The 20,125-nt window shown below is 65.9% G+C and carries 18 protein-coding genes; 8 read left to right on the forward strand and 10 right to left on the reverse strand.

Annotated features, from left to right (window positions below; all coding sequences use genetic code 11):
- The first annotated feature begins 12 nt into the window (after positions 1 to 12).
- Positions 13 to 1,149 (forward strand): GuaB3 family IMP dehydrogenase-related protein, encoded by a 1,137-nt coding sequence (locus ACIA48_RS18290; RefSeq protein ID WP_396735072.1) that lies wholly within the window; start codon positions 13 to 15, stop codon positions 1,147 to 1,149.
- Positions 1,150 to 1,151: 2 nt separating this feature from the next.
- On the opposite strand, the gene ACIA48_RS18295 is transcribed toward ACIA48_RS18290, so the two are convergent.
- Positions 1,152 to 1,523 carry a hypothetical protein gene (locus ACIA48_RS18295; protein ID WP_396734356.1) on the reverse strand — a complete coding sequence of 124 codons (372 nt, stop codon included), beginning with the start codon at positions 1,521 to 1,523 and terminating at the stop codon, positions 1,152 to 1,154.
- Positions 1,524 to 1,639: 116 nt separating this feature from the next.
- On the opposite strand from ACIA48_RS18295, the gene ACIA48_RS18300 reads away from it, so the two are divergent.
- A complete protein-coding gene (locus tag ACIA48_RS18300; protein ID WP_396734359.1) occupies positions 1,640 to 3,373 on the forward strand; it encodes a GMC family oxidoreductase N-terminal domain-containing protein in 1,734 nt (577 codons plus the stop codon).
- Positions 3,374 to 3,422: 49 nt separating this feature from the next.
- Positions 3,423 to 4,082, forward strand: coding sequence for a phosphate signaling complex protein PhoU (phoU, locus tag ACIA48_RS18305; RefSeq protein WP_396734362.1), 660 nt, complete (start codon positions 3,423 to 3,425; stop codon positions 4,080 to 4,082).
- A 7-nt stretch (positions 4,083 to 4,089) separates the two neighbouring features.
- Here the strand turns inward: phoU and ACIA48_RS18310 are convergent, their stop codons facing one another.
- Positions 4,090 to 6,444 (reverse strand): glycoside hydrolase family 65 protein, encoded by a 2,355-nt coding sequence (locus tag ACIA48_RS18310; protein WP_396734365.1) that lies wholly within the window; start codon positions 6,442 to 6,444, stop codon positions 4,090 to 4,092.
- Positions 6,441 to 7,181, reverse strand: coding sequence for a beta-phosphoglucomutase family hydrolase (locus ACIA48_RS18315; RefSeq protein WP_396734368.1), 741 nt, complete (start codon positions 7,179 to 7,181; stop codon positions 6,441 to 6,443). Before ACIA48_RS18315 ends, ACIA48_RS18310 begins: the two co-directional genes overlap by 4 nt.
- A 94-nt stretch (positions 7,182 to 7,275) precedes the next feature.
- Between ACIA48_RS18315 and ACIA48_RS18320 the strand changes: the two genes are divergently transcribed.
- Positions 7,276 to 7,524 (forward strand): hypothetical protein, encoded by a 249-nt coding sequence (locus ACIA48_RS18320; RefSeq protein ID WP_396734371.1) that lies wholly within the window; start codon positions 7,276 to 7,278, stop codon positions 7,522 to 7,524.
- A 13-nt stretch (positions 7,525 to 7,537) separates the two neighbouring features.
- The gene (gene guaA / locus ACIA48_RS18325; protein WP_396734374.1) at positions 7,538 to 9,097 is read left to right on the forward strand and encodes a glutamine-hydrolyzing GMP synthase; all 1,560 of its coding nucleotides are present in this window, start codon (positions 7,538 to 7,540) and stop codon (positions 9,095 to 9,097) included.
- On the opposite strand, the gene ACIA48_RS18330 is transcribed toward guaA, so the two are convergent.
- From ACIA48_RS18330 to ACIA48_RS18350, 5 genes are read right to left on the reverse strand one after another with little or no spacing between them, the layout of a single operon-like run.
- The gene (locus ACIA48_RS18330; protein WP_396734377.1) at positions 9,098 to 10,030 is read right to left on the reverse strand and encodes a MerR family transcriptional regulator; all 933 of its coding nucleotides are present in this window, start codon (positions 10,028 to 10,030) and stop codon (positions 9,098 to 9,100) included. It abuts the gene before it with no gap.
- Positions 10,027 to 11,526 (reverse strand): flavin-containing monooxygenase, encoded by a 1,500-nt coding sequence (locus tag ACIA48_RS18335; RefSeq protein ID WP_396734380.1) that lies wholly within the window; start codon positions 11,524 to 11,526, stop codon positions 10,027 to 10,029. Before ACIA48_RS18335 ends, ACIA48_RS18330 begins: the two co-directional genes overlap by 4 nt.
- A 2-nt stretch (positions 11,527 to 11,528) precedes the next feature.
- Entirely contained in the window at positions 11,529 to 12,461 is a 933-nt protein-coding gene (locus ACIA48_RS18340) for a ferritin-like domain-containing protein (RefSeq protein WP_396734383.1), read from the reverse strand.
- 9 nt (positions 12,462 to 12,470) lie between these two features.
- On the reverse strand, positions 12,471 to 13,304 hold the full coding sequence (locus ACIA48_RS18345) for an SDR family NAD(P)-dependent oxidoreductase (RefSeq protein ID WP_396734386.1): 834 nt from the start codon (positions 13,302 to 13,304) through the stop codon (positions 12,471 to 12,473).
- A gap of 5 nt (positions 13,305 to 13,309) precedes the next feature.
- Positions 13,310 to 14,278 (reverse strand): alpha/beta hydrolase, encoded by a 969-nt coding sequence (locus ACIA48_RS18350; protein ID WP_396735075.1) that lies wholly within the window; start codon positions 14,276 to 14,278, stop codon positions 13,310 to 13,312.
- A gap of 189 nt (positions 14,279 to 14,467) precedes the next feature.
- On the opposite strand from ACIA48_RS18350, the gene ACIA48_RS18355 reads away from it, so the two are divergent.
- From ACIA48_RS18355 to ACIA48_RS18365, 3 genes are read left to right on the forward strand one after another with little or no spacing between them, the layout of a single operon-like run.
- Complete coding sequence (locus tag ACIA48_RS18355) at positions 14,468 to 15,145, forward strand: hypothetical protein (protein ID WP_396734389.1); 678 nt, start codon at positions 14,468 to 14,470, stop codon at positions 15,143 to 15,145.
- A gap of 41 nt (positions 15,146 to 15,186) precedes the next feature.
- Positions 15,187 to 16,728, forward strand: coding sequence for a DNA polymerase Y family protein (locus ACIA48_RS18360; RefSeq protein WP_396734392.1), 1,542 nt, complete (start codon positions 15,187 to 15,189; stop codon positions 16,726 to 16,728).
- Between the two features lie 30 nt (positions 16,729 to 16,758).
- On the forward strand, positions 16,759 to 16,986 hold the full coding sequence (locus ACIA48_RS18365) for a DUF6480 family protein (protein ID WP_396734395.1): 228 nt from the start codon (positions 16,759 to 16,761) through the stop codon (positions 16,984 to 16,986).
- Between the two features lie 6 nt (positions 16,987 to 16,992).
- Here ACIA48_RS18365 and ACIA48_RS18370 read toward each other — a convergent pair whose 3' ends face one another.
- Complete coding sequence (locus tag ACIA48_RS18370) at positions 16,993 to 18,027, reverse strand: nucleoside hydrolase (RefSeq protein ID WP_396734397.1); 1,035 nt, start codon at positions 18,025 to 18,027, stop codon at positions 16,993 to 16,995.
- A gap of 25 nt (positions 18,028 to 18,052) precedes the next feature.
- Positions 18,053 to 20,074: an SDR family oxidoreductase gene (locus ACIA48_RS18375; RefSeq protein WP_396734400.1), complete on the reverse strand. Its 2,022-nt coding sequence runs from the start codon at positions 20,072 to 20,074 to the stop codon at positions 18,053 to 18,055.
- Positions 20,075 to 20,125: the final 51 nt, after the last annotated feature.

The raw sequence follows: 20,125 nt of genomic DNA on the forward strand, positions 1-20,125 counted from the left end.
ATCATGCGCGACATGGTTGAAATCGGCATGGGCCGAACCGCCCGCCGCACTTACGAACTCGACGACATCAACATTGTGCCGTCCCGCAGAACCCGGTCGTCTCAAGACGTTTCGACTGCCTGGCAATTGGATGCGTACCGGTTCGAGATCCCGGTGGTCGCACATCCCACCGACGCGTTGGTGTCGCCGGAGTTCGCGATCGAGATGGGCCGGCTCGGCGGCCTCGGTGTACTCAACGGCGAGGGTCTGATCGGCAGGCACGCCGACGTCGAGGAGAAGATCGCTCAGGTCGTCGCGGCGGCCGAGAAGGAGCCCGAACCGTCGGCGGCAATCCGACTGCTGCAACAACTGCATGCCGCGCCGCTGGACCCCGACCTGCTGGGCGCAGCGGTCGCGCGGATCCGCGACGCCGGGGTGACGACGGCGGTGCGCGTCAGCCCGCAGAACGCCCAGGCGCTGACGCCCGCGCTCGTCGCCGCTGGTGTCGAACTGCTCGTTATCCAGGGCACGATCATCTCCGCCGAGCGGGTCGCCCAAGATCACGGGGTCGGCGAACCGCTGAACCTCAAGACGTTCATCTCCGAACTCGATATCCCCGTGGTGGCGGGCGGTGTCCTCGACCACCGCACCGCCCTGCACCTCATGCGCACCGGCGCTGCGGGCGTCATCGTCGGCTACGGATCGACCCGCGGCGTCACCACCAGTGACGAGGTGCTCGGCATCAGCGTGCCGATGGCCACCGCAATCGCCGACGCCGCCGCGGCGCGGCGCGAATACCTCGACGAGACAGGCGGCCGCTACGTGCACGTGCTCGCCGACGGCGACATCCACACCTCCGGCGACCTGGCCAAGGCCATTGCGTGCGGCGCCGACGCCGTGGTGCTCGGCACCCCGTTGGCCACCGCTGCCGAGGCCCTGGGAGACGGCTGGTTCTGGCCCGCTGCGGCCGCGCACCCGTCGTTGCCGCGTGGTGCACTGCTGCAGGTTGCTCTCGGCGAACGGCCGTCGCTGGGACAGGTTCTGACCGGGCCGTCCGACGATCCGTTCGGCTCGTTGAATTTGGTCGGTGGCCTGCGGCGATCGATGGCCAAGGCGGGTTACTGTGACCTCAAGGAGTTCCAGAAGGTCGGCTTGACCGTCGGTGACTGACACTAAGAGGTGGGGTGCACTTCCCACGTGTCCGTCGGATAGACGCAGAACAACGGCAGACCGTCCGGTGACTGAGCGGCAGTCCACCCGTTGCCGTCAGGATTGACGGCAACTACATCGGAGAAGCACTCCGTGCCGATCTCGCGGACGCCGACGAGCCCGGCGATCTGTGACCATTCGCCAGGCGCTTTGGGGGAGCCGCACGCCAGAATCGCTCCGCTGGTGTTCGTTCCAAACACGAACGATTTGGTGTTCTCGCACGGCTGGCCCAGAACTGCGTCGTCGACCATCCCCGGAACCGGCTCCGCACCGGCAGGAACTGCGATGGCGAAGGCGGCTGCGAGGAAAGCGACCGCGACGAGCGAACGGGACATGGGCGAAGGGTACGCCCGGCCTGCTGCGTGAACGTCAATTTGGACGAAGTGCAGCTAAACGTGGACTAAGGGTGGCCTCACTAGTAGTTACTGGCCAGTAGTTAGATACTGAACCGATGAAGCCTGACTATGACGTCCTGATCATCGGTTCCGGTTTCGGTGGCAGTGTCACCGCGCTGCGGCTCACCGAGAAGGGCTATCGCGTCGGCGTTCTGGAGGCCGGTCGCCGCTTCGCCGACGAGGAGTTCGCGAAGACGTCGTGGAACCTGCGCAAGTTCTTGTGGGCGCCGAAACTCGGCATGTACGGCATCCAGCGAATCCACTTGTTGCGCAACGTGATGATCCTGGCCGGCGCCGGGGTAGGCGGAGGTTCGCTCAACTACGCCAACACGCTGTACGTGCCGCCGGACGCGTTCTTCAACGATCCGCAGTGGAAGCAGATCACCGACTGGCGCAGCGAGTTGACGCCGCACTACGACCAGGCGCAACGGATGCTCGGCGTGGTCCAAAACCCGACGTTCACCGACGCCGACCGCGTCATGAAAGAGGTCGCCGCCGACATGGGTGTCGAGGACACGTTCGTCGCGACGCCCGTCGGTGTGTTCTTCGGGCCCGACGGCACCAAGACGCCCGGCAAGACCGTGCCGGATCCGTATTTCGGCGGCGCGGGACCGGCACGCACCGGTTGCATCGAATGCGGTTCCTGCATGACGGGTTGCCGCTACGGCGCCAAGAACACGCTGCTGAAGAATTATCTCGGGCTCGCGGAAAAGGCTGGGGCAGAGATCATTCCGATGACGACAGTGTCGGGGTTCTCGCAACGATCCGACGGTGCGTGGGAAGTGCGCACGAAGCGGACGGGCTTGTTGGGACTGCGCAGGCGCAAGTACACGGCGACCCACGTGGTGCTGGCGGCGGGGACGTTCGGGACGCAGAAGCTGCTGTTCAAGATGCGCGACACGGGTAGGCTGCCGAGGCTTTCGGAGAAGCTCGGTGTGCTCACCAGGACCAACTCGGAATCGATCGTCGGTGCGGGCCGTTTCGCCGTGTCGCCGGATCTCGACCTGACCCATGGCGTGGCGATCACGTCGTCGATCCATCCGACCTCTGACACACACATCGAGCCGGTGCGCTACGGCAAGGGCAGCAATGCCATGGGCCTTCTGCAGACCCTGATGACCGACGGCGCGGGGCCCTCGGGATCCGACGTTCCGCGGTGGCGACAGTTCTTCGCGCAAGCGGGGGAGGATCCTCGCAACCTGCTGCGCTTGCTCAATCCGCGCAAGTGGAGCGAGCGGACCATGATCGCGCTCGTCATGCAGCACCTCGACAACTCCATCACGACATTCACGCGGCGCACCAAGTTCGGCTTCCGGCGGCTCGACAGCAAGCAGGGCCACGGCGAACCCAACCCGACGTGGATCCCGGTGGGCAACGAGGTCACGCGGCGGATCGCCAAGAAGATCGACGGTGTCGCGGGCGGCACCTGGGGTGAATTGTTCAACATCCCGCTGACGGCGCATTACCTCGGTGGCGCCGCGATCGGCGACACCGTCGACCATGGAGTCATCGACCCGTATCAGCGGGTCTACGGATATCCGACGCTCTCGGTACACGACGGTGCGGCGATCTCGGCGAATCTCGGTGTGAATCCATCGCTTTCGATTACGGCCCAGGCCGAGCGCGCCGCGTCGCTGTGGCCGAACAAGGGCGAGGCCGATCTGCGACCCGAGCAGGGCGAACCGTACAAGCGTCTGGCGCCGATCGCACCGGCACATCCCGTCGTTCCGATAGATGCGCCCGCGGCGTTACGTCATCTGCCGATCGAGCCGGTGAGCTCAGCGGGGTAAAACCTCAGCCGGGAGGTTTGAAGTGGCGGGACCTGGGTAAGTGGTGCCGATGCGTACCGCCTACCACGAGGAATTGTCGGGTCTGGGCACGCAGCTGGCCGAGATGTGCGGGCTGGCGGCGAAGGCATTGGACGACGCGACGCAGGCCCTGCTCATGGCAGACCTGTCACTGGCCGAACAAGTCATCGCCGAACATGAACACATTGCGGCGATGAATCGTCGGGCCGAGGAGACCGCGGTAAGACTTCTCGCGCTGCAGCAGCCGGTGGCCGGTGACCTGAGGAGGGTGGTCTGTGCCATCCACGTCGGCGCCGACATCGAGCGGATGGGTGCACTCGCGGTGCATGTGGCCGGCATCTCGCGGTTGCGGCACCCGGACTGCGCGTTGCCTGATGACGTCAAGGCCAGCTTCACCGAGATGGGCACTCGGGCAGTTCTGTTGGCCAGGATTGCACGTGAGGTGCTGGAGTCCAGTGATCCCGAGAAAGCGTCGGGCATGCACGAGCTGGACGACGCGGTCGACTCCGAACACCGGCATTTGTTCACTCTGCTGATGGACCACAAGTGGCAGGACGGCGTCTGCTCTGCGGTCGACGTTGCGCTACTGGGGCGCTATTACGAGCGGTTCGCCGATCACGCCGTCGAGATCGGCAGACGCGTCGTGTTCGAGGCGACGGGTGGTCTGCCGCAGGTCAAACAACTGGCGTAGATATTCGCTACAACGACTTGCGGCGCAACGGTTCCCGGCCGGGTGGCTGCTGCGGGGGCGGCAGTAGCGGTTCACGCGGCCTGAGCGCGACTGTCGTGGGGCGGTCCGTGCCGAGCTTTGTCTCCTCGCCTGCGTGACGAATCGTGAGGAACGAGTGCGGTCCGTCGCGGACGGTATAGGTGACGCTTTCATGGTTGACGTCGACCGTGATCCGGAAGTCCCTCCAGCGCAACCGGAATTGTAACCGTGAGATACCCGACGGCAGCCGTGGATCGAGCGACAGCACTCCGTCGTCGTCACGAAGTCCACCGAATCCGGCCACCAGTGCGGTCCACGCGCCTGCCAGTGACGCCATGTGCAGACCGTCGCGGGTGTTGTGGTGCAGGTCGCGCAGATCGATCAACGCGGCCTCGTACGCGTAGTCATGCGCGAGCTCGAGATGGCCGACGTCGGCGCACATCACGGCCTGCGTACACGCCGACAGCGACGAGTCACGCGTGGTCCGGCGCTCGTAGTAGTCGACATTGCGCGCCTTCTGCTCCGGGGTGAACGCGTGGCTCTGCCATTGCATGGCCAACACCAGATCCGCCTGTTTGATCACCTGCGCCGGGTACAGCCGCACATAGGGTGCGTGCAACAGCAGCGGATACGTCGTGTTTGTCACGAAGTCCCACTCTTGAAGCGTGGTAAATCCCGCGCACTGCGGATGGACGCCGAGTTCGTCGTCGAAGGGTATGAACGCGTCATCGGCGGCAGTGCGCCAATCGGCCATCTCCGCGGCGGTGACGCCCAGGTCCTCGGCGCGGTCGGGGTGACGCAGGCAGGCCTCCGCTGCGGTCCGAAGGTTGTGTGCCGCCATGAGATTGGTGAAGACGTTGTCCCGGACGACCGCGGTGTACTCGTCGGGTCCCGTGACGCCGTCGATGTGCCATACCCCGAAGCGGTCGTGATGCCCAAGCGACAGCCACAACCGCGCGGTCTCGACGAGGACCGCCAACCCACATTCGGCTTCCAGTGAATCGTCACCGGTCACAATGCGGTACCGCTCGAACGCCATTGCGATGTCGGCATTCACGTGCCAGGCGGCCGTGCCTGCCGGCCAGTACGCCGAGCACTCTTCCCCGCGGATGGTGCGCCATGGGAACGCGGCGCCGGTGAGGTTCAGTTGTGCGGCGCGCTCCCTGGCCATGTCCAGAGTGGAGGCTCGCCATCGCAGCGCGTCGGCTGCCGCATATGGTGCGGTGTAGGTGAGCAGCGGGAGCACGAAGCCTTCGGTGTCCCAGAACGCGTGCCCGTCGTATCCAGTGCCCGTCAATCCTTTTCCGGGGATCGCCCGGCGTTCGGCGCGTGCACTGGCCTGCAGGACATGGAACAGTCCAAACCGAACCGCCTGCTGACTGTCGGGGTCACCCTCGACCTCCACATCGGCGGAGTCCCAGAAGTCGTCGAGATATTCACGCTGAGCCTCGAGCAGGCCGTCCCAGCCGGTGTAGCGAGCGCCGCTGAGCGCCGCCGCGACCTGATCACGCAGTGCCGGACGGGATCTCAGACTGGACCACCCGTAGGCAAGGTATTTCACGATGCGCAGCTTCTGACCCGGCCGCAGGCCACAGATCACGGTTGTGGTGGCCCAATCCTCGCGTGCGCCGGTAGTCACCTCGACACGGCCCGGAACCTCGACGTCGTGCGTCATCGCCGCGGCCATCAGCAGTTCGCTGATCCTGGTCCGGTGTAGGAGGATCGCACCGTAGTCGGAGTGTTCGTGTCCAACGGCGTCCAAAGGCTTCTCGAGGACGGCGGCCACCCTCGGATCGTCTGCCGACTCCGGAAGTTGTTCGTTGGCGACAAGCTCGGACTGGACCGTGACACGGGTGAATTCGTCGACGGCCTCGACCGTGTACTCGATCGCCGCGACGCTGCGTTGCGCGAGCGACACCAGACGGGTCGACACGACCCTGACCTGCTTGCCCGCCGGGGAACGCCAATCCGCGGTGCGGGTCAGTGTGCCTGCCCTCATGTCGAGGACGCGTTCATGTTCGAGCAGTTCGCCGTACCGCAAATCGAATGGCTCGTCATCGACGAGCAGACGCAGGATCTTGCCATTGGTGATGTTGACCAGTGTCTGACCCGCCTCGGGATAACCAAACCCCGCCTCGGCGTAAGGCAGTGGGCGAACCTCGTAGTAAGAGTTCAGATACGTGCCAGGAAGTCCGTGTGGTTCGCCCTCTTCGAGATTGCCGCGCATGCCGATATGCCCGTTCGACAAGGCGAACAGGGATTCGGCTTCGTCCAACAGATCGAGGTCGAGCGAGGTCTCGCGGATATGCCACGGTTCGACGGTGAAATTCTCGCCGGAGATCATTGCGACATCAGATCCGCGAGATCGGTAACTACCACATCAGCGCCGTTCTGCCGCAGCTCTTCTGCGTGACCGACCCGGTCGACACCGACGACATACCCGAACTTTCCAGCGCATCCCGCCTCGACCCCTGATAGCGCGTCCTCGAACACGGCAGCCTCGTCGGGGGTGACATCGAGCAAGTCAGCGGCGCGCAGGAAGGAGTCGGGCGCGGGCTTGCCCGCGATGTTCTGCTCCCGGATGGTCACCCCGTCCACGCGGTGCTGGATGAATCGGTCGAGCCCGGTCAGCTCCAGCACCTCGCGTGTGTTCGCACTCGACGACACCACGGCGGTGCCGAACCCCGCGTCGACGACAGCTTCGAGGTAGCGGCGGGATCCCTCGAAGACCTCGACCCCGTCGGCCTTCAGGGTTCGCTGAAACGCCTCGTTCTTGAGGTTTCCGAGCCCGAAGACGGTCTCGGCGTCCGCCCCGTCGTCCGGGTCGCCGTTCGGCAGCTCGATGCCCCTGCTGGCCAGGAAGGACCGGACTCCGTCCTCACGCTTTTTGCCGTCGACGTACTCGAGATAGTCGGCATCGACGTCGAACGGCACGAATTGAGCGCCCGCGCGCTCTGCGTGGGTCTTGAGAAAGCCGTCGAACATCGACTTCCAGGCCTTTTTGTGCACGCTGGCGGTGTCGGTCAGCACGCCGTCGAGGTCGAAGAGCGTGGCACGGATCCGTTCGGGTAGACCAAGCACTGGGTACCTCGCTTTGGCTTCTGGGGTGCGTGCCTCCAGTTCACCATTCCCACGGTGCTCAATTCTTAAAGATGCACCGCGCGCATACTTGGGCATGGATTTGACGGGAGTTCGCTGGGATGCGGTCACCGAGATTTCGGTACGGACCACCGCGCGCGGGCCGGCCGAGGAGGACGTGTTCTTCGTTTTCACCTATGACGACGACACCCGGCTCGCCATCGGCCTCGGCGACACCGACTACCTGCTGCCGCGGCTCCAGGACATGCCGGGCTTCGACAACGAGGCGTTCATCCGGGCCGTGGCGACCAGCGAAGAAGGCTCGTCGGTGCTGTGGAGGCGCTGACTAGACTGTCCGCGTGACAACAGGTTCTCCCCGGCCCGTGCTGGTCGTCGACTTCGGGGCGCAGTACGCGCAGTTGATCGCCCGTCGCGTCCGCGAAGCGCGGGTCTACTCCGAGGTGATCCCGCACACCGCGACCGTCGAGGAGATCAAGGCGCGCGACCCGCAGGCCATCGTGCTGTCGGGCGGCCCCGCGAGTGTCTACGAAGAGGGTGCACCGCAGCTGAACGCCGAGGTGTTCGACCTGGGGGTGCCGGTGTTCGGCATCTGCTATGGCTTTCAGGCGATGGCCCAGGCGCTCGGCGGAACCGTCGCCCGTACCGGCACCAGCGAGTTCGGCCGCACCGAGCTGGAAGTGACTGGCGGCGATCTGCATTCCGATCTGCCAACCACCCAACCGGTGTGGATGAGCCACGGCGATGCAGTCACCGTCGCCCCTGATGGGTTCGACGTGGTCGCCACCAGTTCCGGTGCGCCCGTCGCCGCTTTTGAGAATCGGGCCAAGGGCCTGGCGGGTGTGCAGTACCACCCCGAGGTGATGCACACCCCGCACGGCCAGCAGATTCTCAGCCGGTTCCTGCACGAGTTCGCCGGTATCGATTCGACCTGGACACCGGCGAACATCGCCGACGCGCTCGTCGAGCAGGTGCGTGAGCAGATCGGTGACGGGCGGGCGATCTGCGGGCTGTCGGGCGGGGTGGACTCCGCGGTGGCCGCCGCGCTGGTGCAGCGTGCCGTTGGCGACCGCCTGACGTGTGTATTCGTCGACCACGGCCTGCTGAGGGCCGGCGAACGCGCACAGGTGCAGCGTGATTTCGTCGCCGCCACCGGCGCCAATCTGGTGACCGTCGACGTCGCCGACCGATTCCTGGAAGCGCTGTCCGGGGTGACCGATCCCGAGGGTAAGCGCAAGATCATCGGCAGACAGTTCATCCGTGCCTTCGAGGGCGCTGTTCGAGACATAGTCGGTGACAGTGGTTCTGAGGTCGACTTTCTGGTTCAGGGCACGTTGTATCCCGACGTGGTGGAGTCCGGCGGCGGAACCGGAACCGCGAACATCAAGAGCCACCACAACGTCGGTGGCCTGCCCGACGATCTGAAGTTCAAACTCGTGGAGCCGCTTAGGCTGCTGTTCAAGGACGAGGTTCGGGCGGTCGGCCGTGAACTGGGCCTGCCCGAGGAAATCGTTGCACGCCAACCCTTTCCGGGTCCGGGTCTCGGCATCCGGATCGTCGGGGAGGTGACCGCTGATCGGTTGGAGACGCTGCGGCGGGCCGACTCGATCGCGCGGGAGGAACTGACCTCGGCGGGCCTGGACCACCAGATCTGGCAGTGCCCCGTGGTGCTGCTCGCCGGAGTCCGTTCGGTCGGCGTGCAGGGCGACGGCCGGACCTATGGACACCCGATCGTGCTGCGCCCGGTATCCAGTGAGGACGCGATGACTGCGGACTGGACGCGGGTGCCCTACGAGGTGCTGGAACGTATCTCCACACGCATCACCAACGAGGTCCGCGAGGTGAACCGCGTCGTGCTGGACATCACCAGCAAGCCGCCGGGCACCATCGAGTGGGAATGATCAGGCGTCGACTGGGTTTTCGCTGGATGGCGGTTCCTTCTCGATGAACTCACCGAGGATCTGACCGACGGTCGACTCGATGGTCGATTCGATGGAGAAGGCCAACGTGGCCGAGACCGCCGACACGGCCTGGGTGCGGAACCGCACGAGCATCGTAATCAGTTCGGCTACTTCGGTATCCGGTGGCAGCGCAGCTCCCGGGTTGACGCGGTGCAGCACCTCGTCGATGCCGGCCTGCACCAGCATCCCGCTGATCTGATCGAGCAGGGGTGCGATCTGCTCGTGCAGGTCGATGAGTTTGTCGGTGGCGACGCCGTACTGCCTCATCTCGTTGAACGCCTCGATCAGCTTGGGGCGCACCACAACCGCCTCACCGTCTTCCAGCTTGATCACGCCCAGCCCGACCATCCGGTCGAATCCCGGATCGTCGTCGACCAGTCGTCGCGCGTCGGCAACGCTCATCCGTTCGGGCTTCTCCGTTGCCCAGCTGCCCGCGATCGCCGATTCGATGCCGAGCATGTCGCCAAGGTCCTTGCCCTGCTCCCAGGCCGACAGCATCTCGTGGACATGGGCGATGTTGTAGCCGCGGTTCAGCATTGAGGTGATGAGCCGCAGCCGCGTCAGGTGCGTGTCGTTGAAGAGAGCGATCCGCCCGACTCGCAGTGGCGGGTGCAGCAATCCGCGGTCGCGGTACACCCGGATGTTGCGGGTCGTGGTGCCGGCCAGGCGTGCGAGCTCGTCGATGCGGTACTCGCCGGAGGTGGACTCGGGATGGGGATGAAGCACTGCCGCGTCGAACAATTGCGACACCGCGGTCTCGATGACATCGCGGGAGCCGCGCCGTACGCGCCGCGGCGCGCGCCGCAGCGTTTTCAGGATCGCCGAGATCGCCCCCGCCTGCTGGCGTGGTGGCTTGTCCGGCGGATTGGTCATGCGCTCGAGAGGGCACCGCTGCCGGCGCGCGCGCCGTGCTCGACGGCGACGTAGTCGGGGAAGCGGAAGTCGCGCATCTGACGAAGATACTGCGTGGCGAAGCCGGGGTACATCGAGGCGTTAAAGCCGTCAGCCGTCAGATACCAGCTATTGCAACCCGACATCCACGTCGTCTTGGTCAGCCGCTTCTGGATGTGCTCGTTGTAGCGGTCCTGGATGTCCTTGCGGACGTCCAGATACTTCAGGTTCTCCCACAGGATCGTCGTGATGCCGCTGACCGCGTAGTCGAGCTGGCCCTCGACGTAGACGAGCAGCGAGTTGTGGCCCGGCCCGGAGTTGGGTCCCGTCATCAAGAACAGGTTCGGGTAGCCGTGGGCGTTGATGCTCTTGTAGGCCTGCGCCCCTCGTGCCCACTCCTGCGACAGCGAGCGACCGCCGATGCCGGTGACCTCATATGGCGGTCCGGTCAGATGTACGTCGTAACCGGTGGCGAAGACGATGCAGTCGAGATGGTGTTCGACACCGTCACTCGTGCGGATACCGACCGGGCTCATCGTGGCGATCGGCCAGTCGATGAGCTTGCAGTTGTCCTTCTGCAGCGCCGGGTAGTAGTCGCTGGAGATCAGCATCCGCTTGCAGCCCGGCCTGAAGTCAGGCGTGAGCTGACGGCGCAGCCAGGGATCCTTGACGGCTCTGCGTAGGTGGGCCTTGCCCAGCTGGGCGACCAGACCCGTCAGCGGCGTGTCCCACACCATCGCGGTGGCGGTGATCTCGTGACCCCAGAACAGTGCCTGGCGCGCAAGCTCTTGAACAGCAGGGACTTTGGCGAACAGCGCCTTTGCCGCCTCGGGAGTGGCGCCGTCCAGACGGGGCATCACCCAGCCCGGTGTGCGCTGGAAGACCTTGACGAACTCGGCCTGCTTGACCAGCTCGGGCACGATCTGCACGGCGCTGGCGCCAGTACCGATGACCGCGACGCGCTTACCGGCGAAGTCGTAGTCGTGGTCCCACTGGGCGCTGTGGATCTTGTGGCCCTCGTAGGTGTCGAGGCCACGGATATCCGGCCATTTGTGGTCAGGCAGCGGGCCGGAGGCCATCACGACAGTGCGCGCCTGAAAGCGCTTGCGACCCTTGGTCTTCACCGTCCAGACGCCGGCCTTCTCGTCGAATTCGAGACCGTTGACCTCGACGCCGAACTGGATGCGGCGCGGAATGTCGAACTTCTCGGCCATGTCCTCGATGTGGCGGCAGATCTCGTCGGCCGGGGAGTAGGCCCGCGACCACGACGAGTTCTTGACGAACGAGTACGAGTACAGCAGCGACGGAACGTCGCAGGCCGCACCGGGATACGTGTTGTCGCGCCAGGTGCCGCCGACACGGTCGGAGCGGTCCAGGATGACGAAGTCGTCGACGCCGGCCTCGGTGAGCTTGATCGCCGCGCCGATACCGGTGAATCCGGCTCCGACGATGAGGGTGTCGTAGATGTGAGTGGGCATGATCAGGCCGCCGGCTCGTGGGTGACCTCTTTAACCCAACTCGGCACGGAGGGCAGCAGTTGGCGTGGGTACCGGTCGGAGACCCAGACCATGGAGTTGGCCAGCAGGTGGTAGGGGTGACGCGGGTTGGTGACCACACCGGCGTAGCGCCGCAGGAACAGGTATGTCGGTACGCGCTTGGTGTACTGGCCGCGATCGCCGAGTTCCTTGAATCGCTTCACGGCGCGGTACAGCCGCTCGGGTTCCATTCCCATCGCGGCGATCTCGTTGGCGATCCGGTTGATCAGCGGTGCGCCCATGACCGCGCCGATGATGAGGCCCGGGGTGGCGTTGTGGCCGACGAAGTCGATGAGCATACGCCGGATCTTGGCGTGCCCGATCATGTCGAGCACCTCGAAATCGACGACGAGATGGCGGGATTCGTCGTTGTTGATCTTCTCGAAGACCTGGTGACATACGGGGTCGTGCACCTCGTCGAGCAGGAATTTCAGCAGTGCGCCGTCAAGTGCGACCTCGAGCATCGGAATGACCGTGCCGAGCAGTGACAGTGGCATGTCATCGGCCCAGCGGTCCAGCCAGTCGATGGCCAGCCGGATGTTGACATTGGGCTCGGGGACTTCGCCGTCCTCGAGCATGCCCCAGCGCTTCATCAGCGCGAGTTCGGCGTTGGCGTGCCGCTGTTCCTCGGCGTGGAAGTAGCGGTAGATCTCGGCGATCGTCGGCGTCGGAGCCTTCTTGGCCAGTGCGGCGAAGCCGCGGGCGCCGATGTTCTCGATCCAGCAGAGGTCGGCCATGAAGGCTTTGAGCTTGGGCCGTTGTTCGTCGGTGATCAGATCGGCCCCCGGTGCGTCCCAGTCGATGTCGGCCAGCGCCCACTGCCGGTTCTTGATCTTGTCGAGCATCACGTCCATGTCGATCTTTGATTTGGGGGCCATGAGCTCCTCCTACGGTGTGGTGACGCGGGTGGTGAGTCCGACGGCGCGGGTGTACACCGTCGGGGTGAAACGTTTGATGCCCCAGCCGATTCGGGCGTCAGGTTGCGGCATGCAGTAGAGGCCGCCGCGGTCGAGGGTGTCCAGGCAGGTGCGGGCCACTCGCTCGGGTGAGAAGCCGGTCCAGCGCATCAGCCGGTCGGCGAGTTGCGTTGACTTGTCGGAGATCCGTCCTGAGTCAACGATGCTGGTCTTGACGAACGTCGGGCATAGCACAGTGACGTTGACACCGGTGCCGGAGAGTTCGGCGGCCAACGTCTCGGACAGGGACAGCGTGCCCGCCTTGCTGACGTTGTACGCGGCCATCCCGGGTGCCGCGCCAAACGCGGCGGCCGACGCGACGTTGATGATGCCGCCATATCCGGCCTCGCGCAGGATCGGTGCGAACACATGGCAGCCGTGAATCGGCCCCCAGAGGTTGATGTCGAGAACCCACTGCCAGTCGTCGATGCTCATCTCGCCGATGGGCAGGCCGCCCGCGCCGACGCCGGCGTTGTTGATCACGACGGTCGGTGGGCCGTCGAACCAGGACTGCGCCTCTTTGGCCAGCGCCGTGACGTCGTCGAGTTGCGAGACGTCGCAGCGTAATGCGATCGCCTTCCCGCCGTCGGCGATGATCGCATCGGCGGTGGCGGTGGCGGCGGGTTCGTCGATGTCGCTGCACATCACGCGCCCGCCGCGCCTGGCGAGTTCTTTCGCGAACGCCGCACCGATGCCGCTGCCTGCGCCGGTAATGACTGCCGCGGCGTCATGGCTGCGCTTTTTCGACGATCCGAACAGGCCCATGCCCGTCACCCCGCTGCCTGATCGATGGTGTTGTCCTGCAACGTCTGTGAAATGAACGCGGCGATTCGTTGCATAGCCGGTCGTGCCTCGGGCGTCAGCCGTGGCAGTGCCTGGAAGACGTGCACCTGATCCGGCCAGACCTCGAGTTCGCAGGTTCCGCCCGCGGCACGGATGTGCTCGGCCAGCGCGGTGGCGTCGGCGGCGAGCATTTCGGCGCCGCCCGCCTGGATCAGCGTCGCAGGTAGAGGCCGGCCCGCGGCGACGTCGAGTTTCAGCCGAGGATGCGTCGACTCGATTCCGGTGCAATACAACTCGACCAGCCGAAGGGCGTCCGCTGAACGGATGGCCGGGTCACGGCGAATCTTTTCGCGGGTACGTGCAAGTGAGAACGTCAGATCCAGAACGGGGGAGAGCAGCGCCAGGGCTGCGGGATGGGTGACGTCGGGTTGCAGCAACAGGTCGACGGCCAGGTGGCCGCCTGCGGAATCCCCTGCGATGACGGTGCGCTCGGGTGCCACGCCATGTTCGTTTGTCAGCCAGTCCCATCCCGTGCGGACATCGTCTGCAGCGGTGGGGAATCGGTGTTTGGGAGCGAGGCGGTAGTCGATTGAGAAGACCGGCAGTCCGGTGAGATGGGAAAGCCAGGACGTGAGGCGGCGGTGCGTGCGCGGTGAGCAGAGAACGAAGCCGCTGCCGTGGACGAAGTAGATCGCCTCGGCCTGATGGCGTTGTACGCCTGGGCCGTACACCCATTCCCCGACAACGCGACGGCCGTCTGATGTTCTGGTGTCGACGCGCTGCACGTTGGTGCCGATCATCGATGGGCCGAACGTATCCATGATGCGGGCCACGATCTGGCGCGAAAGCCATACGCCCCACGCCTGATCCGGCGGGAGCACCGCGCTGATCTGCCGCAGGGTCAGGCCGCTGATCGATGCCGCGCTGCGCGAGCGCAGCGAACCGCGCTCGGGCATTGCGGGCTCTTCGTTGAGCACCTTTGGAGTACAGCACCGAATGATGACATTTGTCAATGTCAACATCAGGTAATGGCAAGGGTCGACGAGTCTGGATCCCTTGACGCTTGTCGGGGGGCAGGTGTTTACTCGGGGTATCGAACATACATTCGAAAAGAGGGTGATTCTGGTGATGCGGGAGGTGCTGTTGTGACAGCCGCCTTGACCCTGGATCAACGCCGTCCTGACCGCGCTGAACAGCTAGAACACCTACGCCGCAGGATAGCGGCAGTGTCCGGCAAGGTGGGTGGTGGGCGCCGCGGGGCAGCGCAGGCCAGCGACCCGCTTCCGGCCTCAGAAAGTTTGCTGCCGGTCCCCGAAACTCTTGGCAATGCCCTCCCTGCGCCGTTGCCACGCGGGACCGTGGCGGTGTTGTCGGGTGCCCGGTCGCTGGCGTTGAGCATGGTGGCGGCGGTGACAGCGGAGGGCGGACATGCCGCGATCGTCGGCCAACCCGATGCCGGTCTGCTGGCCGCTGTGGAGATGGGCGCGGATCTGAGCAGGATCGCAGTCATCCCCGACCCGGGAAGCGATCCGGTCGAGGTGGCCGCGGTGCTGATGGACGGCATGGACATGGTGGTGCTTGGGCTGGGCGGGCGTTCGGTGCCCGCCACCCGTGCGCGGGCGGTCATTGCCCGCGCGCGGCAGAAGGGCTGCACCCTGCTGGTCACCGACGGTGACTGGCAGGGTGCGTCCGCCCGATTGGATGCCAGGGTCTGCGGTTATGAGATCACCGGACGCGCTCGCCCCGGATTCGGTCGAATCGCCAAGGTGCAGTTGACCTACTCGGTCAGTGGCCGGGCCGGGCTGACGCCGGTTGCGCAGTGAGCGGGCCGTGTCATCACGCGCGCGTATTGGCCATCTGGTGCATGGACTGGCCCGCGGTCGCCGCCGCGGCGGCGGCGGGTCTGACACCCACGGCTCCGGTCGCCGTGACGCTGGCCAACCGGGTCATTGCCTGTTCGGCGTCGGCGCGTTCGGTCGGCGTGCGGCGGGGGTTGCGGCGTCGGGAGTCGCAAGCCAGGTGTCCGGATCTGCATGTCGTCACGGCCGATCCGGCGCGCGATGCCCGTCATTTCGAGCATGTGACTGCCGCGGTGGACGACCTGGTGCCGCGGGCCGAGGTTCTGCGGCCCGGCCTGCTGGTGCTGCCGGTGCGCGGGGCGGCCCGTTATTTCGGGTCTGAACAGGCCGCCTCCGAACGGCTGGTCGACGCGGTGGCCGCGGCCGGCGCCGAATGCCAGGTCGGCGTCGCGGATCAACTGCCCACCGCGGTCTTCGCCGCGCGGGCGGGCCGGATCGTCGAGTCCGGCAAGGACGCACTGTTCCTGTCGGCGCTGTCCATCCGGCAGCTGGCCACCGAGCCGAGCCTGGCTGCCCCCGGTCGGGAAGAATTGGCAGACCTGCTGTGGCGCATGGGAATCCGCACCATCGGACAGTTCGCGGCATTGTCTCGCAGTGATGTGGCCTCGCGGTTCGGCGCCGACGCGGTGGCCGCACACCGGTTCGCTCGAGGCGAGTCGGCCCGGGGGCCGTCGGGTCGTGAACCCGAGCAGGAGCTCGACGCCGTCATGGACTGCGACCCGCCGATCGAGAGGGTGGATGCCGCCGCGTTCGCGGGCCGCTCACTGGCGGGCACCCTGCACCGCAGCCTGGAGACGTCCGGGGTGGGATGCACCCGCCTGGCCATCCACGCGATCACCGCCAATGGTGAAGAGCTGGAACGGGTTTGGCGCTGCGCTGAGCCGCTGACCGAGGATGCGACCGCCGATCGGGTGCGCTGGCAGCTGGACGGCTGGTTGAACAGGCGCAATCCGGGTGATCGGCCCACCGCACCGGTCACCGTGATCCGGCTGCGTCCGGTGGAGCTGGTTTCGGCCGAGGCGCTGCAGCTGCCGTTGTGGGGAGGCATTGGGGAGGAGGACCGGCTGCGGGCCAGGCGAGCACTGGTACGCGTACAAGGTCTGCTCGGACCTGAGGCGGTGCAGGTGCCGATGCTCAGCGGTGGTCGAGGGCCCGCCGAACGCATCACCTTCACGCCGCTGGGTGACGAGCAGGTGTCGCGCGCCGATCCTGCTCAACCCTGGCCGGGCCAGCTGCCTGAACCGTCACCGACGGTGCTGCTCGACGATCCGGTCGAACTGTTCGACGCCGGCGGGAATCCGGTGCGAGTGACCGGCCGCGGACTGTTCTCCGCGGACCCATCGCGCCTGGTCTCACCGGGCGCGAACGATTGCCGCCTGGCCTGGTGGGCCGGACCCTGGCCGGTCGACGAGCGGTGGTGGGACCCCGAGCTCACAAAATCGGGCCGCACCGCCAGGGCGCAGGTGCTGGTGGAGGGCAAGTCCGGGCGGGCGCTGCTGCTGTGCTACCGGCAGAGGAGGTGGTACGTCGAGGGCATCTACGAATAAGGGGCACCAGATGGGGTACGCGTGCATGGCATGACTGCTCAGCCCCCAGATCCTGACCCCACACAAACACCGGGCCTCGAACCCGGCGGCGGAGTCACACCAGGGTCCACGCCACCGGATTCGGCGCAGACCTCCGGTCTCTCCGCCCCGCAGCCGCGGGCCAGCCGGAAGTTCACGCCTGCCGTCGTCGTGAGCATTGTCGCGATCGCGATCTTCATCCTGTTGTTCGCCGCGACCGCACTGGTGCTGATTCCGTAACGCTGGTCAGTTCAACCGTTTCGCGAAGGCACCGACCCGCGTGATGAAGCGGTCGAAGAACGCCGCCGGGTCAACGTCAACGCCTATGAGCGCGTTGGGTTCCCGACCCCAGCGGTTGCTCCAGTCCGCGATCGTCATGCCCTTGGTCAGAGTGCCGGTCAGTTCGACGTCGACAGCGACGCGCCGGCAACGAACCAGATCGGGATCCAGCACGACCGCCGCGGCCAGCGGGTCGTGCAGATGTGCCAGGTAGCCCTCGTTCTGGTCGAAGTGGAATTCGAAGTAGAACCGCATCGCGTCCTCGAGCGCCGCGATCAACGGATTGGACGCGACCGATTTCGTCCCGCGGCTGTCCAGCACGCTCATCGGGATCGACGACGACTCCGCCGCCGTGGCGAGTCGGCTCAGCAGCGTCGGCGTCATCGCGATGTTCTCGGTGAGGTTCAGACCGAGCACGATTGGGAGATGTCCGGGTGGCTTCAGCCCCCACGCGGCACCCCATACGGCGAAGACCTCGCCGGCGGCCTCCGGATCCACGCTGATGTTCCACTCCGCCACCGGCGTGGTGTTGCCGCGATAGTCGAAAGCGCCACCCATGATGACGAGTCGGCGGAGCAGCCTCGGCAGTGCGGGTTCTCTGCGCATGGCCAGTGCCAGATTCGTCAGTGGGCCGACGGCGATCGCGACCAGTTCGCCGGGATATTCGTGTGCCGCACGAATCCACGCGTCGGCGGCATCGTGCGCGGTGACTTCACGATCGGTCGAAGGCAACTCCGCATAACCCATGCCTTTGGGCCCGTGGGTGTCTTCTGCGGTGCGCAACGGTGTCACGAGGGGGCGTTCGGAACCCTTGGACACCGGAACGCTCATTCGGCAGAGCTCCAACAGCCCCAGGTTGTTCTCGCAGACCTGTTGTACGGGAACATTTCCCGCGGTCGACGCGATACCGACGACCTCGGCATCGTCGCTGGCGAACAGGTACACCAACGCCATCGCGTCGTCGACCCCCGTGTCGACATCGACGAAGACAGGCAGCGTCACGCTGCCAACGATAGGACCAGCTCGCTCACCAATGCACGCCGGGCACCAGCCGCACGGCGCGCTTAGCTGGGCGGACGACCACCCCCGGAACCCGCACCCGGGGCACCGAGGCTCGCGCGGGTCGCTTCGGGCGGCGCTCCGGCGTGGGTTCGGTTGCCTCGCCACGGGCCGCCGCGGAATCCGGGAATCCCAGATAGATCTGGTGGAGCACCCGCCGCGACAGCTTAGGAGTGAAGTACATCCCGACGTCGGCCAGTGTCCCGACCGGAGTGTCGATCCTTGCCGGCTTGTCGACCAGCCCGCGCACGACCATCGCCGCGGCGTGCTCGGCGGTGATCGGCGGCAACGGGTTCAGCCGCCGCGATGGCGCGATCATCGGCGTCTTCACCAACGGCATGTGGATGCTGGTGAAGGTGATGTGATCGGAAAGGGTCTCGCTGCCAACGACTTCGGCGAATGCATCCAGCGCGGCCTTGCTGGGGATGTACGCGCTGTACTTCGGGCTGCTCGCCTGCACACCGGCACTGGACACGTTGACCACATGCCCGAACTGCCTTTCGCGCCAGTGCGGCAGCAGGGCCAGCACCATCCGGACCGATCCGAAATAGTTGACCGCCATCACGCGTTCGTAGTCGTGCAGGCGGTCGGTGGATGCCGATACCGAGCGACGGATCGACCGCCCCGCGTTGTTCACCAGGTAGTCGACGTGCCCGAACCGGCCGAGGATGTCTTTGACCGTGGTCTCGACGGACGTCGAATCGGTGACATCACAGGTGAACGCGTACGCCTGCCCGCCGGCCTCGCGGATCTCGGCGATCAGCTCGTCGAGCGCATCGGCGTTGCGCGCCAACGCGAACACCGTCGCACCGCGTTCGGCGACGGCGACCGCCGACGCTCGTCCGATCCCGCTGGAAGCGCCGGTGATGATGACGTGCTTGCGTACCAAGGGGCCGGCCGGGTCGTCGCGGCGTGCGCGGTCGGGGTCCAGGTGCTCAGCCCAGTACCGCCAGAGGTGCGGTGCGTAGGAAGCGAACTCCGGCACGGCGATACCCGTGCCGCGCAGTGCTTCGTCCGCGTTATCGGAGGTGAACGTGGGGAACAGGTCGACGACATCGAGCACTTCGGCAGGCACGCCCAGCTGTGTGGCCGCCATATTGCGAAGGATCTTGGCGCGGCCGGTGGCCCGTACGATGGGCGCGGCGGCGCTGCGCGGCAGTGAGCCCACCAGCGGCGGCAGGCCTGCGGCTTTGGCAACGCCACGGTAGATCCCCCGCAGGCCAATGGTTTTCGGTGCGGTGAGATGGAACGTCTGCCAATCGCGATCGGGTTTGTGCATCAGCGCGACGATCGCCTCTGCGACGAAGTCGACCGGGACAATATTGGTGCGGCCGGTGTCGGGCAGCACCATTGGCGTGATACCGGGCAGTCGCGCCAGCTTGGCCAGTACTCCGAAGAAGTAGTAGGGCCCGTCGACCTTGTCCATCTCGCCGGTGCGCGAATCACCCACGACGACGGCCGGTCGGTAGATCCGGTACCGCAGACCATGAGCCGAGCGCACCAGCAATTCGGCTTCGAATTTTGTTTGGTGGTAGGGCGTCGGCAGATCCTGGGCGACGTCGAAATCGTCCTCGGTGAAGTCGCCTCGGTAGGCGCCGGCCACGGCGATCGAGGAGACGTGGTGCAGGGTCGCGTCGAGGCGGAGGGCGAGGTCTATGACGGCGCGGGTGCCGTCGACGTTGGCCGCGCGTTGGTCGGCCTCGGTGGCAGTGATGTCGTAGATCGCCGCGCTGTGCACGATGTGGTCGACGGTGCCGAGTTCGGCGACGGCGTCGTCGGTCAGTCCGAGATCCGGCGAGGTGAGGTCGCCGACCAGCGGTTTCGCTCGTTCGCCCCAGGGGTGCGCACCTTCGGTGGCCAACCGTTCGAACCGCTCGAGTGACTCTCGGCGGACCAAGACCCACACTTCGGCGTCATCGCGGCTCGCCAGAATCTGCGACACCACACGTCTGCCAATAAACCCGGTACCGCCGGTAACGACATAACGCATGCGAGCCATGGTCACCCCTGACGGGGGAAACGTCAATGGTTGGTGGTGCTG

This window comes from Mycobacterium sp. NPDC051804 (assembly GCF_044452905.1).
Taxonomy (GTDB): Bacteria; Actinomycetota; Actinomycetes; order Mycobacteriales; family Mycobacteriaceae; genus Mycobacterium.

Excerpts from the sequence above, each read along its gene's own strand:
- ACIA48_RS18340 (WP_396734383.1), bottom strand. The coding sequence starts at position 12,461 with ATGGCCCCCAAATCAAAGATCGACATGGACGTGATGCTCGACAAGATC.
- ACIA48_RS18310 (WP_396734365.1), bottom strand. The coding sequence starts at position 6,444 with ATGATCTCCGGCGAGAATTTCACCGTCGAACCGTGGCATATCCGCGAG.
- ACIA48_RS18295 (WP_396734356.1), bottom strand. The coding sequence starts at position 1,523 with ATGTCCCGTTCGCTCGTCGCGGTCGCTTTCCTCGCAGCCGCCTTCGCC.
- phoU (WP_396734362.1), top strand. The coding sequence starts at position 3,423 with ATGCGTACCGCCTACCACGAGGAATTGTCGGGTCTGGGCACGCAGCTG.
- ACIA48_RS18300 (WP_396734359.1), top strand. The coding sequence starts at position 1,640 with ATGAAGCCTGACTATGACGTCCTGATCATCGGTTCCGGTTTCGGTGGC.
- ACIA48_RS18360 (WP_396734392.1), top strand. The coding sequence starts at position 15,187 with ATGGACTGGCCCGCGGTCGCCGCCGCGGCGGCGGCGGGTCTGACACCC.
- ACIA48_RS18345 (WP_396734386.1), bottom strand. The coding sequence starts at position 13,304 with ATGGGCCTGTTCGGATCGTCGAAAAAGCGCAGCCATGACGCCGCGGCA.
- ACIA48_RS18290 (WP_396735072.1), top strand. The coding sequence starts at position 13 with ATGGTTGAAATCGGCATGGGCCGAACCGCCCGCCGCACTTACGAACTC.
- ACIA48_RS18320 (WP_396734371.1), top strand. The coding sequence starts at position 7,276 with ATGGATTTGACGGGAGTTCGCTGGGATGCGGTCACCGAGATTTCGGTA.
- ACIA48_RS18330 (WP_396734377.1), bottom strand. The coding sequence starts at position 10,030 with ATGACCAATCCGCCGGACAAGCCACCACGCCAGCAGGCGGGGGCGATC.
- ACIA48_RS18350 (WP_396735075.1), bottom strand. The coding sequence starts at position 14,278 with ATGCCCGAGCGCGGTTCGCTGCGCTCGCGCAGCGCGGCATCGATCAGC.
- ACIA48_RS18335 (WP_396734380.1), bottom strand. The coding sequence starts at position 11,526 with ATGCCCACTCACATCTACGACACCCTCATCGTCGGAGCCGGATTCACC.
- ACIA48_RS18375 (WP_396734400.1), bottom strand. The coding sequence starts at position 20,074 with ATGCGTTATGTCGTTACCGGCGGTACCGGGTTTATTGGCAGACGTGTG.
- ACIA48_RS18365 (WP_396734395.1), top strand. The coding sequence starts at position 16,759 with ATGACTGCTCAGCCCCCAGATCCTGACCCCACACAAACACCGGGCCTC.